A 14,073-nucleotide genomic window follows, 5' to 3' on the forward strand; every position below is an offset into this window, starting at 1 on the left:
GACCCACGATGAAATCTAACAACAACCCGAAGGCGATGGTTGTTGAGCGCTATACTATAACGGACAGGATAGCTCATACGGTACATGCTATCGCGATGATAGTGCTCATCATCACCGGGTTAAAGATATACGCTGGATGGGAGTTTATGAGCTTCCATACAGCACGTACACTGCACATGATTGCGGTCCCGTTCCTGCTTGCAGTAAACTGGATACTTATACCATACAATATCTTTTCCGAAGGGCACGGGTTAATGGGAAAAATATCGCATTTCGTAGACCATTACATCTTTGGTCCTAAAGATTTAGCTCGCCTGGTAGGCATAATTAAAAACTTCTTTGGGAAAGGCGAATACCCTGCATTCACTGTCTATGATGAAAAGACTGGCCACTACAAGACCAAACTTCACCCCTTAATGAAGATCCTGATTCCACTCGAAGGATTAGCACTCTTCTTAATTACGGTGTCAGGAATCGTCCTGTACAAGCTTGACTGGTCACTCTTTGGTCTTCCGGTAGCACAGTGGATCATTTCAATATCTGGCATGATCGCACCCACATTCGGAATGACTCCTGTAGGGTTCCTGAGGGTTCTTCACCTGCTGATGACATACTGGTTTATCTTTGAACTGGTGGTTCATGTGGGAATTCTCGAGTTTGATCCTCGTGTCTGGAAATACTACAAAGCCATATTCTGGTCAGGAAAAGAAGACCTCTCAGACAGGCACTTTGTAGAGGTTGCAAGAAACAATCCAAATCACCTGCCTGACAGGGAACTATGGCGGGACCCGTCCGATAAACCCTCGGAAGTAAAAGAATAATTCATGAAATATTCATGAAATCCCGGAAAATGTGCGGATACAGGAAAATGCGGTATAGACATCCAAACATATCAAAATGAATAAAAATACATATATTCAGTTTCGTAATGGTGAGAGTATGACTATATTGCATTCTCCTATCCGTATCCTGGGTTTCGGAAGCCCTATTATGGGAAATGACGGCGTTGGTCTGAAAGTTATCGAGATCCTTAAAAAAGAAGAGTTTAAAGAGCTTGAAGGTCTTGACATCGAAGATGCAGGAGTCTGCGGGCTTGATCTGCTAAATCTTCTCGATGGTGCCAGAAAGGTCATCATAGTGGACGCAATTCTGGCGGGCAGCCCTGCGGGTTCCGTACACCGCATTGAAGGCAGGGATCTGCTAAAAAACGCCGAATTTCTCCCTCTGATCTCAGTACATGATCTGACCATTACAGATGTATTGATGATTGGGGAGCAGGTTCAGACTCTGCCGGAAATTGTGGTAATAGGAATTGAAATCGGATCCAGAGCCACTGAAATTACCAGGGAAATAAGCCCGGATGTGCTTAAAGGCGTTGATAAGGCTATAAGGCTTATCAGAAAAGAGGTCTCATCCTCACTTTAATTTGGCATGAAAGTACTTGAAAGCACTTTCATTTTTTGGGCATGTTATTCCAAGAATATCATGTACGTTTTTTATTTCTTTCTGATTTATCTTTAATTTTTCTGATTTATCTTTAATTTTTCTGGTTTATCTTTAATTTTTCTGGTTTATCTTTAGTTTTTTTTGATTTATTTTATTTTTCCTTTCTGTACTTTGCATTTATCCTCTTTTTAATTGATAACTTAAGATTTACCCATTGGTCATCGGTTAAGGAATTTTTTTGCCTGAAAGCTATCGATTTTGCACCAGAAGCCTATCTTAAATTTTGGTCGATTTACATGAAATCGATATCCTATTCATGCCTATAATGAAATTAAATATTTGATGAATGTCGTAGGAATGGAGGCAATTTATCACGATTCTTCACTTAACCGAAGACGCATGAAGATTTACCTTGTTGTCCGTAATCGTATCCTTAAAAGAAGTTCTCTTAAATAGAATGCATGGAATTTATGTATAAATAGAAGGTATAACTAGAAAGGGGTGTAAAGATTCCATATCTGGGTCTTCGCAGGATATTTAGAGCTTTCTTTCTTGCATCTGTTCTTTATATAATTCTTGGTCTGAACAGATCAATTATCCGGAAAGAAATCCATACCGAAATTGCTATTAACGCACCGGCTTCCAGGGTATGGGAGGTACTTATTGATTTTGAGGCATATCAGCAGTGGAATCCATTTATTCGTAAGATCGACGGGGTTGCCAAACCGGGCAACAGGATTTCAGCTCAAATGCATCTGGGCAATCGCAGGATGACGCTTCACCCGGACGTTCTTGCTGTGAAGCCTGAAAAGGAATTACGCTGGTCAGGGCATCTTTATGTCCCCGGGATATTTGACGGCGAACACTGCTTTATCATTGAGCCTCTGAATGAAAATCAGGTTCTTTTTATTCAGCACGAGAAATTTAACGGGTTACTGGTTCCTTTTTTTACCTCAATACTTGCAGTTACCAGGAACAGTTTTGAAGAGATGAACCGGGCGCTTAAAGAACGTTCTGAAAAGGAAAAGTAAAAAAGGAAAGGGTTTTTTCTACCTTTCAGGGATTATCAGAATCTCCTGGAACCCAGTTGCTGTAGAGTTTCCACTCGATTAGAGAATCTTTACTATCTGTCTCAATGTAAAATCTCCATATAAAAGGCTCTTTATCTATTTCAACAAATTCGAAGTCTACAAGTTTGCCAGGTAAAAGCACGGATTCTTTTACTTCTCCCATGTTTGTTTTTATTATGACGTTTGACTCTTTGGATTTCAGGTTCTTTACCTCAAGACGTATTGATTTTCCAGCCTCAGCTCCAAAAGAAGATTTATCGCCTTTCCATGTTCCTGCAGCATGGAATTTGCGCCCCCGACTATCAACCGTATGAGGTAGCCGGGTTACAGGCGGAGTTATGGGCCTGGTCACACGGTCTGGTGTTTGTTCAAGCGGAACTGCCTGTGTCGTCATAATCGGAGGTTCAACTGTTGGCACTCCCGGAGGCTGGGGTATTTTTAATGGAGGTACTCCCACCTTTGGAGCTCGAGGTGCCTTTACTGGCGGGACGTCAGGTGCCTTTACCGGTTCAACCGGAGACGCCCTTGGCGGTTTAACAGGAGGCGTGGGTTTCAGGGGAGTTGGAACTTCAGACACGTATGGCTCCGTAGCCGATGAAACCGGAGTCTTTTCCACCACACCGGGGAATTCTTCATCCAGACTTCCTATTGTCTCTGAACCTATTACCCCATCAACCTTGAGTCCTCTAGCTTCCTGGTAGCTTCTGACAGCCAGTTCAGTTTCGTCCCCAAATATCCCATTAGCTCCGGCACCGGGTACAGGGATCTCCAGAAATATGAGAGCTTCCTGTATTTTCTTTACCGCCGGGCCGCTATCTCCTCTGCGCAGGACCCTTTCTTTATCTAAACAGGCCTCTAAAACCTCATCACCTGCGAATCTAGATGATTTTAAATCGTGACCATCCCCGATAGTCATTTTCTATCCCCCACATTCTTCATAATTCTAGTCCATATACTCTGCAGCGCGTTCCGTTTTTTATATGATGTGCCGCAAATACAAAATTAAAATTTCAATATATAAACTGGTTATTTAAATATATAAATCTTTAGAAAAACTATATTTCTTTTAAATGTATATTTATTTTTAATGTAACCTGACTATTTTAGTATGTTTTAAAAAACTGAACTATTTTAATATTCTTAACTATTTCCTGAATGGTCCTTAAAAATATATTCTGGTCATTTTTATTTGTTAGAGTTTAGAAGGTTCTCCAAAGCCGTAATAGTCTTTTAATATAATAGGACCTATGTTTTATTATATTCTATTTAAAAAATAATTTTTATTATTGGGGGAGTATAATGGTTGAAGACTCTGTACTTGAAAAGTTCAGAAATCTTGATTTCATGAAAATGGACCGCCGAACATTTATAAAAGCCGTAGGTGTACTGGGAGCTTCTCTTTTTTTACAAACATATAAAAATGACATGGCAAAAGCCCTTGCCGAGCTGCCGGAAACCAAAGTGGTATGGCTTCATGGAGTGATGGATTCAGGCTGTACAATATCCATGCTGGACGGAGAAAATCCTGATATCGTGGAATTTTTACAGCTTTTTAACCTCAATTTGATGTTTCAGGAAGTTTTGATGATGCAGCAGGGGATTTTTGTTGACGGAGAACTTGCAAACACATCCGAGCTTAATTCTGAAATCCTTCTTGAGGAAATTCTTGAGCACGAAAGAGGCTATATTCTTATTTCGGAGGGAGCAGTTGCAAACGGGCCGGATGGAACCGGAAAATACATGATGATTGGGGGGGTACCTTACAAAGAAATTTACGAGAAAGCTGCAAGAAATGCCTCGGTAATCGTTGCAATCGGGCAGTGTGCAACACATAGTGGAGTAAATGCCGCTGAAAGTGAAATAGATGCCCTTCTGGACCACCGGGGAATCGCTTTTACTCTGCAAGATCCATCAAAAGGGATTGTGGACCTTCTCGGGATAGATACTCCTGTAATCAATATCAACGGTTGTCCTGCACATCCTGACTGGGTATTTTTGACCATAGGGGCAATAGCCCTTGGAAAAATCAGGGTACCTGATGATTTGCCTGAAGTGCTGGACAGGTGGCACCGTCCGAAGGTCTTCTTTCCTCCTGACCATACAGTTCACGATAACTGTCCCCGCCGCGGATACTATGACCGTGGAGAGTTCGAAACAACCGTGGGAGGGCCAAAATGTCTCTGGAAACTGGGATGCAAAGGTCCCTATTCTCATGCTGATTGCGCCACACGCCACTGGAACGGCCACCTTACCTTCTGCCCGCAGGCAGGCTCACCATGCATAGGCTGTGTACAGCCCGGTTTTCCGGATAGCACCAGGCCTTTTTTTGTCGAGATTGAAGATGCCGGGATTGTTGGTACCAATCTCGATACCATAGCAGGCGTTGCAATAGGAGCTGGACTCCTTGCTGCAGGCGCTCATGTCTTAAGAAGGACGGTTTTCAAAAAGCCAGAGGAGAAAGAAGGCACTTCCGGGGAGAATGTTCCTGAGGAGACAGGGGGCAGAGAATAATGGTGCAGGTCACAGTAGACCCCCTTTCAAGAATTGAAGGGCATTACAGGATTAATACTGAAGTCGATGGAAATGGTGTGATCACTGATGCCCAGAGCAACGGCACTGTCTTCAGGGGATTTGAAAGGTTCCTCCAGAATCATGACCCAAGAGATGCAGCACTAATGACAATGAGGATATGTGGCGTCTGTCCTGTATGCCACAGTATAGCTGCTTCCAATGCCCTGGATGAACTTTTTGGAGTTGCGGACCAGGTGCCTAAAGACGCACTTGTTATGAGGAATATTCACCAGGGGATGAATTTTTTAGCCAGCCATGCAGCGCATGTTTATGTGCTCTTTGGCCCGGATCTTGCAAATCCGGCTTACCATGATATTCTTACACAGTATGGAGATACTGGAAATGCAGTATGGGACGAGTTATCCGGGCGTTTTATGCCTCTGATAAATCACTCTAACGGTACCCACTACCCTGCTGGCTCTTCTTATCTTGGTGCTTTAAGAGAGTTCCGCCGCCTTCATGAGGGCATTTCTCTTGTTGCAGGAAAAATGCCCCATTCTGTTTTACAGCACGTCGGAGGCGTGGTTTATTCCCCGACAGTTGCAGATATTCAGCAGCTTGGGGTATATCTCTCACAGACCTTAAAGTTCATAGAATCATTCACTCTTGGGGTTCCTCTGGAGACATGGTTAGAAAACACTTACAGGGCTTCTTCTCCTGAGAGAGCTGTCAATTTTGTCGTCGAACACCTTCAGGAGCTTGTGGACAATTCCCTTACAAACAATGATTTTTCGCACTCTACCGGGTGGGGAGATGCCCCTCTTTTTGCAGCCTTTGGTTCGGAGCTTGTTGGAGAAACACTTCTCGGGCTGCCAGTTAGTTTGAAATTAGACCGTTCAGGGGGTTATGAGGACCCCAATACAATTGGTTTTCTTTCCTATGGCGTTTTTTTCAAGCCAGAGCAGGGAGATGGTTATGACCCGACAAGCCCTGCAGAGGACAGAGTAATTCCTTCAGGTTATATGGACGGGAATTTGCAGCCTGAAAAATTCGACCACACGAAAATTTCTGAGAATATTACTCATGCCTTTTACATTGATGAGGAGGCGGATCGCCCTCCCTGGAATGGGCTTACAGTTCCTGAGGACAATCCTGATGAAATTGATTACACACGGGGTTCTGAAAGCCGCTATTCCTGGATAAAAGCGCCCCATTATGATGGCATTCCCTGTGAGGTCGGCCCAATTTCCCGTCTTCTGATCATGGAAGAGCCTCTTATTACGGGACTGGCAAATGCTTTTGAAGAAAATGGGTACTCCCCTGTGAACAACTATACACGTATGCTTGCAAGGATGCATGAAATCCTCTTATTGATTCCTGAAATCATGAAGTGGATTGTAGAGGACCTTACGCCAAATGCAAAGGTAGCAGTACACACGGAACTTTCCATGGCAAGAAACTCAGAAGGCATGGGCCTGTGGGAAGCCCCGCGTGGCGCTCTCGGGCACTGGGTGGCTTCCGGCTCTAATTCAATGACAACTCTGTACCAGGCTGTAGTTCCAAGCACCTGGAACCTCGCCCCGAGAAATGCTCAGGGAATTCCAAGCCCTGTTGAGCAGGCTCTTATAGGCACTAAAATCTCGGCTGCTGAAAATGCGCTTGGGGTAGACTATTCAAATCCTCTTGGAATCCTGCATACTGCCCGCTCTTATGATCCCTGCCTTGCATGTGCTATTCATACAATTGATAAAACTGAAAAGAATCCGGATCGCATAATCAGGGTGGTTTAAAGGGGGATGAAAATATGGTACGGTCTGCTGAAAAGCCCGCTTCCAGAAGACTGGTTGTTGAACGCTATACCTGGCTTGAAAGGGTTACCCATCTGGTCCACCTTATCTCCATGTTTGTCCTGTTAATTACGGGATTCAAAATTTATACCGGATGGGGTTTCATGTCTTTTGAATCAGCAAGGGCTCTGCATATGATTGCAGTGCCTTTTTTCCTTGTCGCAAACTGGCTTCTTGTCCCTTACAATATATTTTCCTGCAAAGAAGAGCACTGCAGTATTGGAGACCGCCTATATCATTTCAAAGAATCTTATTTATTCGGAAAAGATGACGCAGAACGTCTCCTTGATATAATAAAGAACTTTTTCGGGAAGGGTGAGTATCCGGCATTTACAGTCTATGACGAGCGGAAAGGACATTATGTCACCAAACTCCACCCCGGGATGAAGCTTTTGCTTATTTTTGAAAGCACGGCAATTGTCCTGGTAGCACTTACGGGAATAGTTCTTTATAGCCTTACCTGGTCTCCGTTTGGGATTCCAGTCTCAGAATGGATACTTTCAATATCCTGGTTCTTCGCGTCTATGATTAATATGGATGGCCTGGCATTAATCCGTTATCTGCATCTTCTGGCAGCTTACTGGTTTGTCCTTGAACTTATAATTCATGTAGGAATCCTTGAGCTTGACCCTGATGCATGGAAATATCATAAGGCAATTTTCTGGTCAGGAAATGAAGATCTGTCAGACAGGCATTTTGTCAAGGTGATTGAAGAAAAAGACAAGGCAGGAACGCTTGCTGACCAGAAACGATTACTGGAAGAGCAGTGACGATGATGGAAGAGAATCAGGTGATAAGAAAAAAGAATCTATCTAAAAAAGAACCTATCAGCAGTTGAAATCAGAGAAAAATAATTGCTAAACAGGTTGAGACCTGAAAACCTCTTATTTAACCTCCTTTTTCAGGTGCAAGTATTTGTGTAAGTATTGAAAAATTTCCAAATGGTTATATAGCGTCCTTTCCATATTTATAAATGGGAATCCAGATGTATGAACTGGCGTCCGTCAGGATGAAAGTCGGCCAGATCATCCTCAACCTTTTCATTCTTCTTTTAGTGGTAGCATTTGGGTTAGTTGTGGTTGAGGTTGTTCTCAAATGTTTGATAATTGAGGGCTTCTTCTGAAAGCTTCAGCTTTCTTTTTTATTTTCTTTTTCTACTCTATTTTAATTTTCTATTCATTCTCTTTTGTTATCTAACCATTCCTTTCTTTATTTATTCTCTTTTATTTATCTGATCTTTCTTTTTTCCCTTATTCTGTTTTTTATTATCTATTACTTCATTTTTTCCTTACCGCATTCATTTTTCTCTTTACATTCATCATTCATTTTTCTCTTTACATTCATCATTCATTTTTCTCTTTACATTCATTTACTGAATTAAGTTTAGGAATGGTGAAAATTTAATTTCAAACACTTATGCCCTATATTGCCATTAATGATGTTGGGAAGTGCAATTATAGAACCATTACCAAGTGAAAACTTGAAGTCATATTTCAACCACTCCTTAGTTTGCTTCTTCCTTAATTTTCTCTTTTTCTCTTTCAATTTCAAGATTATACGGTATTTGTACAGGACTCATGTATTCCCTAATTTTGTTCTGGGGATTTTTTGGGATCCTGAATGTGAATATACTGCCTCCCCCCGGGCTGGCTTTAACCCACACCTTTCCTCCGTGGAGCTCTACGAACCTTTTGACGAGTGCAAGCCCGAGTCCCACACCCCCATGTTTTCTGGATATGGACTCATCAATCTGCACGAATGGCTGGAAGACTTTTTCGTAATCGGATTCCTGAATGCCAATGCCTTCGTCCTCTACGCTGATCTCAATCATGTCTTCCCCGGGTTCTGCATAAATGTTTACTTTCCCGTTTTCTGATGAGAACTTTATGGCATTGTTCAAAATATTGTAAAGGATCTGTTTTAGTTTTACTCTGTCGGCAATTACAGTTTTCAGGTCCTGCTCGATATAAGATTCTATTATGATATTTTTATCAGCTGAAAGGGGAGAGAGCACCCTCTGGACTTCTTCAATTATCCCTGCAACGTCCACTGTTTCGTAGTAGAGCTCAATATTTCCCAGTTCAAGCTTTGAGATGTCCAGCACGTCATTGATCACGTCGAGAAGGTGGTTCCCGCTCTTTGAAATATTTTCGGTGTACCTTTTCTGTTTCTCATTAAGAGGACCGACAGTTTCACTTAAAAGGAGATCAGAAAACCCTATAACTGCGTTCAGAGGAGTTCTCAGCTCATGGCTCATATTGACAATGAAGGTGGTTTTCGCCCGGTTTGCGGCTTCAGCAACCATTTTTGCCTGAAGCATTCTCTCTTCAGCCTGCTTTCGTTCTGTTATGTCAATCATAATCCCCAGGAGAACCGAGTCTTCTTCTGTCACGCCGCTGAATATGAATTTATTGAGCATCACCTGGTGTACTGAGCCGTCAGGAAATTTCAAAGAGGTCTCATATACATGGTTTCTTTTGTGTTTTACAAGTCCTATATCCATGGCATGGTAATTTTCAGCAATTTTATGGGGGATGAAATCGTAGATGTGCTTCCCGATAATATCCTGTTTTTGCACCCGCAGAAGGTTTTCAAAACCCTTATTGCAGGCAATATATACCCCGTTTCTGTCCTTACAGAATGCAGGTACAGGAATTGAACCAACAAGCTTTCTGAGGGTTTCTGTTTGCTGAAGCCTGACTGCTTCCAACCTTTTTACTTCGGTCAGATCCTCCACAAGAATAATGCCGCCGTTAAATCTGGAATTTTCCGAAATCAGAGGCTTATAGGTTATCTCACCGGGTATAATTTCTTCCTCAAGGCTGGAAATATATTTTATATCGCAATGGATGGGAACTTCGGGGAGACAGGTGAAGCCTTTTTCCTCCTGTTTCTTTTCTTCCGGAGGGTTCAGCAAATTGAAAATGAGTTTTTCGTTCTCACCACTGCCCGTAAAATTTACAAAATTTTCGTTGCATACGATGATAGTCCCGTACTTGTCGAACTGGGCTATTCCCCCGGGGAATTCTTCAAAAAGCATGCGGTATTTTCTTTCGGAATCTCTCAGGGCTTTTTCGGTCTGTCTGCGCTTGCTGATATCTCTGCCTATGGATAGTACGGCAGTTTCCCCGTCGTATTCAATCAACCTGTTATTGACTTCTTGAGGAATAACCGTGCCGTCTCTCCGCAGTGAATCCATTTCAAAAGTAAAATATCCTGTTTGCTTCAGTTTTTCTATCTGCTGCCCGAACTCTATAAGGTGGATGCTGGTCCTTAGATCTTTTATGTGTTTTCCGATCATTTTACTGCGAGTATATCCAAAGGTTTCACAGGCTACATGGTTTGCTTCGAGAACTCTTCCATTCATATCGTGTATAAGAATTGAGTCACCTGAATTCTCAATCAATGTCTTAAATTTTTTGTTCGGGCTTTCTTGTTTTATTTTAAGAAACTTCCACTTTTCTTCTCTTTTAATTACAAGTTTTTCTCCGGCTTCTATAAGGTTGAAAACCTCTTCCGCGGAAAGATCTTCCTCTTTTATCATAAAGAGTGGCCTGATTTTCTTTTCAGGCATATTCTCAGCAAGGACGCACCTCAGCTCCTTAAGGGAAGTTGTTATTGACTTTCCAAAGGCTCCAACCTCAAGGTTAATGCGCAGATATCTCCAGTTTCCTGCGTGAATGAATTTGATTATCTCCTTCTGCGGGTTCCCTGCTTTCCAGTCAAAATATATCCTTGAGGTCTCTGGCTGTTTGATGGAAGGGTCATCTTTCTCCTTCAGGGGAATTATCTTAAGCCTGGATTTCTCTATACGGTTTTCGATATCCAGATCAGAGTTAGAAAGTAAATTTTTCGCTTTTTCTGCGCTCTGGAGGTCCGGAACAAGCCAGATGCAGCGCTCGTTCTGTTCAAGACCTGCTTTAATATATGCTGCTGTAAGTTCCATCTTTTCTTCCGGATACTTGTAAACTGCAGCGAGGCCATTTGCCGGGATAGACGAACAGAAACAGAACTCTGATTTGACTTTTCTCTTTTGAATATTTAACACCCTCCCGGAAGCAGATAAACTAAGCTCTCTGAACTTTCCAAGTGCAAAATATCTTTCGAACTTTTGCAATAAATATATGAGTACTTTATTAAATTTATTAACTACTCACTCTACACATTTGAAGAATAAAAACTTTTATATCAGGTTGATTTCTACACCTGCTTTTTCATAAACTTTCATCAACCGAAATCCTTATTGTAAAGCCCGGGATATGGCAGGGATATGGAAATGCAAAGGGAAATTGAGGTTATTTGCGGAGAGGTCAATATCTCAGACCTTTCAGCTTTTCTAGGTAAAATAAACACTATCGCTTCGGATAACAGAGTAACCATTCAGGGCCTTAACGCTGACTTGCTTGCGGGTGAAAAGCATCTTCATTTTGCAGTTGGGAAGGCTCTCAGGGCTGTAGCATCAGGAAAGAACGTGGCAAAAGACCCTGGAGTCGAGATCATGCGCTACGCAGCCGGAGAAAGGCAGATTGAAAGGAGTTTTTCCATAGGGCTCCATGAAGGAGAAAACAACGCGGTTTTTGTACTGCTTGGGAAAATAGATGGTCTGCTTATTGCTTTGGCAGAACTCAGGAAGCTTATCGAAGAAAAACCATGTTCCGAACTTCTCGCCTATTCCAGTTCAAAGCGAAAAGGAATCCTTTCTCTCTTCGGGATTACAGATGAAGAAATAAAAGCTTCAGGGGAAGAACATATCCCTGAACTTGTAATCGAGAGAGTAGCGCTTGCAAATTTCGTAAAATGAAAGGTTTATTCAAAAAGGAACCGTGGGAATTTATCTAAGGACGGAGCAATTAATATCCGCTCCTGCTTGAAGGTTTAAAGAGTTTTACTTGTGGCTATCCACTTTCAATTCAATTTCCACATTTTTTCTCAAACCAGTCCATGAGGGAAAAAGCAATTTTCCGGGAGCCTTCAAGAAAGTGCTCGTTTTTGAGCATTTCTTCTCCCGGCTGGATATATTTTCCTTCAACAAGCTCATGTCCCGAATCGTCTATCAGGTTACATATCCACCGCCTGTCGGTTTCAGGGTGGAACTGCAGCCCGAGGACATTATCCCCATAAATGAAACCCTGGTTCTGGCATGCTTCGCTTTTGAAAAGCCTTACCGCACCTTCTGGGATTTCGAAAGTGTCACCATGCCACATAAATGCGGTAAACTCGGGAAATAAGCCTGAAGGAAGCCCTGAAATTATTTTTCCTTCATTATTCGAGTTTTCATCTGCAACAGCTTTTACCCTGTGCCAGCCTATCTCCTTGAACCGGTTTCTGGTAACTTTTCCTCCCAGAACTTCTGCAATCAACTGTGCCCCGAAACAGCTTCCCAGTACAGGTTTACCCATGCCTATTACTTTTTTTACAAACTCTTTTTCAGGTTTCAGCCAGGTGTACTCTTTCTCCTGATAAACACTCATAGTGCCGCCCATTATCAGAAGCATATCAAATTCTGCGGGATCAGGAAAAGCAGATTTTTCACAAGGCAGGGTTTTTGTAAGGCTGTGCCCTTTCAGAGTCACCCAGGTTCCTATGTTTCCAAGGGTCTCGTTTTTCAGGTGCTGGAGGCAGTGGATTTTCATGGGGTTTTCACTTTGGGTTCGATTTCAGTTTCACTTTAGTTTTGAGTTCAGCACTGTTTTATTTTTTCAAAATCAGGTTTTCCCGGTAATCAAAGACATTTTTATATAAATTTACCGGAACAACAAATTCAATGAAATCCCTTTATCCGAACTCTTCCAATAGATATTAATATACTATTGTGTTAACAGATCACACTAACGAATAGGGAATAGCCAGAAAAGAGTTATTATTATCAGCATATTATCAGGAAGCAGTAAATAAGAGTGGATTATAATGCCTCATCCAAAGACAGTAGAAAAGATGTTTGAGTGCGCCGGACCAATTGAATACAAGTTACTGCCAAGGCTCATTCATGTAACCGAAGCTGCTGCAATTGCCGCAGCCTATCAGATGGGACGTGGGGACAAGCACTTTGCCGACCAGGTAGCAGTTGCCTCCATGAGAAGAATGCTCAACAAACTTGACATGCAGGGCATAATAAAGATAGGGGAAGGAGAGAGGGACGAAGCCCCCATGCTTTATATCGGGGAAGAGGTCGGGACAGGAGTTGGAGACCTTGAAGTTGATATCGCAGTCGACCCGCTGGAAGGCACAAACCTCTGTGCCGACGGCTGTCCGGGTTCGGTTGCAGTCATGGCTATGGCCGAAAGGGGAGGGATCTTCCACGGACCTGACATTTACATGGACAAGATTGTTGTTGGACCCGATGTGGTTCGTTATGAAAAGGAGCACCCCGATGAAAGGATCGATCTGGACGCTCCTGTCAGGCAAAACCTCGAAATTGTTGCAAAAGCCCTCGGGAGAAATGTTGAAGAACTCGTGGTCGTGATCCTTGACCGTCCCAGGCATGCCCAGAAGATAACCGAAATACGCGAAGCCGGAGCCCGTGTAAGGCTGGTTACTGACGGAGACCTTATGCCAGGTGTTGCAACTGCTATCCGTGGCTCAGGCATCCATATGGTTATGGGAGCCGGCGGCTCGGGAGAAGCTGTCCTGACAGCTGCCGCAATTAAGATTCTGGGAGGAAAGATCCTTGCAAGGCTTGTCCTGCCATCTGTTGCAAACGGAAAATCCAAGGAAAAGATCCAGGAAGAAATTGAGGAAAAAATGCCCAGGCTCGAAAAGATGGGGATCACACTTGAGAAACTCAATGACGTCCTCGATACAGAAAGACTTGTTCCGGGAAAAGATGTAATTTTTTCCTCAACAGCCGTAACTCCCGGTCATTTCCTGCGTGAAACACGCCTTTTTGGCGGGGGAGATGCCAGAGTGCATACAATTTCGATGGGCGCGTCCGGAGCTGTCAGGTTCACGGATAGTATTTACATAAAGGATAAGCAGGAGACTCCTCTCTACCTCTAATCCTTTTTTACCTTCATTTTTATCTTTTTTGAAAAACGACCTGTAGAAGCAAATACCTGTAGAAGCCAATCCTTCTGGACTTTTCCGGAAAATCTGAATTATGGGCATTAATTATAAATATCAGATAAATATCAGGGCAAACTGAAAAAGTCGATCAATCAAATGGTATAATATTAACTTTCAGGTTAATTGCTAAATTAAAT

Annotated in this window: 11 protein-coding genes; 8 read left to right on the forward strand and 3 right to left on the reverse strand. The window is 42.6% G+C overall.

From position 1 onward, the window contains the following. Positions 1-8: 8 nt before the first annotated feature. The 3 genes from M886_RS08455 (at position 9) to M886_RS08465 (ending at position 2,477) form a co-directional block, all read left to right on the forward strand. Complete coding sequence (locus M886_RS08455; RefSeq protein ID WP_048040994.1) at positions 9-821, forward strand: cytochrome b; 813 nt, start codon at positions 9-11, stop codon at positions 819-821. Between the two features lie 118 nt (positions 822-939). Next, positions 940-1,425, forward strand: coding sequence for a hydrogenase maturation protease (locus M886_RS08460; protein ID WP_048038206.1), 486 nt, complete (start codon positions 940-942; stop codon positions 1,423-1,425). Between the two features lie 629 nt (positions 1,426-2,054). Next, entirely contained in the window at positions 2,055-2,477 is a 423-nt protein-coding gene (locus M886_RS08465; protein WP_268745877.1) for an SRPBCC domain-containing protein, read from the forward strand. 25 nt (positions 2,478-2,502) lie between these two features. Here M886_RS08465 and M886_RS08470 read toward each other — a convergent pair whose 3' ends face one another. After that, positions 2,503-3,432 carry a peptidoglycan-binding domain-containing protein gene (locus tag M886_RS08470; protein ID WP_048036688.1) on the reverse strand — a complete coding sequence of 310 codons (930 nt, stop codon included), beginning with the start codon at positions 3,430-3,432 and terminating at the stop codon, positions 2,503-2,505. A gap of 383 nt (positions 3,433-3,815) precedes the next feature. Between M886_RS08470 and M886_RS08475 the strand changes: the two genes are divergently transcribed. From M886_RS08475 to M886_RS08485, 3 genes are read left to right on the forward strand one after another with little or no spacing between them, the layout of a single operon-like run. Beyond that, positions 3,816-5,027 (forward strand): hydrogenase small subunit, encoded by a 1,212-nt coding sequence (locus tag M886_RS08475; RefSeq protein WP_048051022.1) that lies wholly within the window; start codon positions 3,816-3,818, stop codon positions 5,025-5,027. Then, positions 5,027-6,817 (forward strand): nickel-dependent hydrogenase large subunit, encoded by a 1,791-nt coding sequence (locus M886_RS08480; protein ID WP_048051023.1) that lies wholly within the window; start codon positions 5,027-5,029, stop codon positions 6,815-6,817. Before M886_RS08475 ends, M886_RS08480 begins: the two co-directional genes overlap by 1 nt. A 14-nt stretch (positions 6,818-6,831) precedes the next feature. Beyond that, positions 6,832-7,644, forward strand: a complete 813-nt coding sequence (locus tag M886_RS08485) for a cytochrome b (RefSeq protein ID WP_048036690.1) — start codon at positions 6,832-6,834, stop codon at positions 7,642-7,644. A gap of 734 nt (positions 7,645-8,378) precedes the next feature. On the opposite strand, the gene M886_RS08490 is transcribed toward M886_RS08485, so the two are convergent. Continuing rightward, on the reverse strand, positions 8,379-10,922 hold the full coding sequence (locus M886_RS08490) for a PAS domain S-box protein (RefSeq protein ID WP_152558008.1): 2,544 nt from the start codon (positions 10,920-10,922) through the stop codon (positions 8,379-8,381). A 222-nt stretch (positions 10,923-11,144) separates the two neighbouring features. On the opposite strand from M886_RS08490, the gene cgi121 reads away from it, so the two are divergent. Then, positions 11,145-11,675: a KEOPS complex subunit Cgi121 gene (gene cgi121 / locus M886_RS08495; protein WP_230626429.1), complete on the forward strand. Its 531-nt coding sequence runs from the start codon at positions 11,145-11,147 to the stop codon at positions 11,673-11,675. A 109-nt stretch (positions 11,676-11,784) separates the two neighbouring features. Here the strand turns inward: cgi121 and M886_RS08500 are convergent, their stop codons facing one another. Next, complete coding sequence (locus M886_RS08500) at positions 11,785-12,507, reverse strand: type 1 glutamine amidotransferase (protein ID WP_048051024.1); 723 nt, start codon at positions 12,505-12,507, stop codon at positions 11,785-11,787. 274 nt (positions 12,508-12,781) lie between these two features. Here M886_RS08500 and glpX point away from each other — a divergent pair, with 274 nt between their 5' ends. Continuing rightward, the gene (gene glpX, locus M886_RS08505; RefSeq protein ID WP_011034112.1) at positions 12,782-13,870 is read left to right on the forward strand and encodes a class II fructose-bisphosphatase; all 1,089 of its coding nucleotides are present in this window, start codon (positions 12,782-12,784) and stop codon (positions 13,868-13,870) included. The last annotated feature ends 203 nt before the right edge of the window (positions 13,871-14,073 follow it).

Origin of the sequence: Methanosarcina soligelidi (assembly GCF_000744315.1) — an archaeon.
GTDB classification, from domain to species: domain Archaea; phylum Halobacteriota; class Methanosarcinia; order Methanosarcinales; family Methanosarcinaceae; genus Methanosarcina; species Methanosarcina mazei.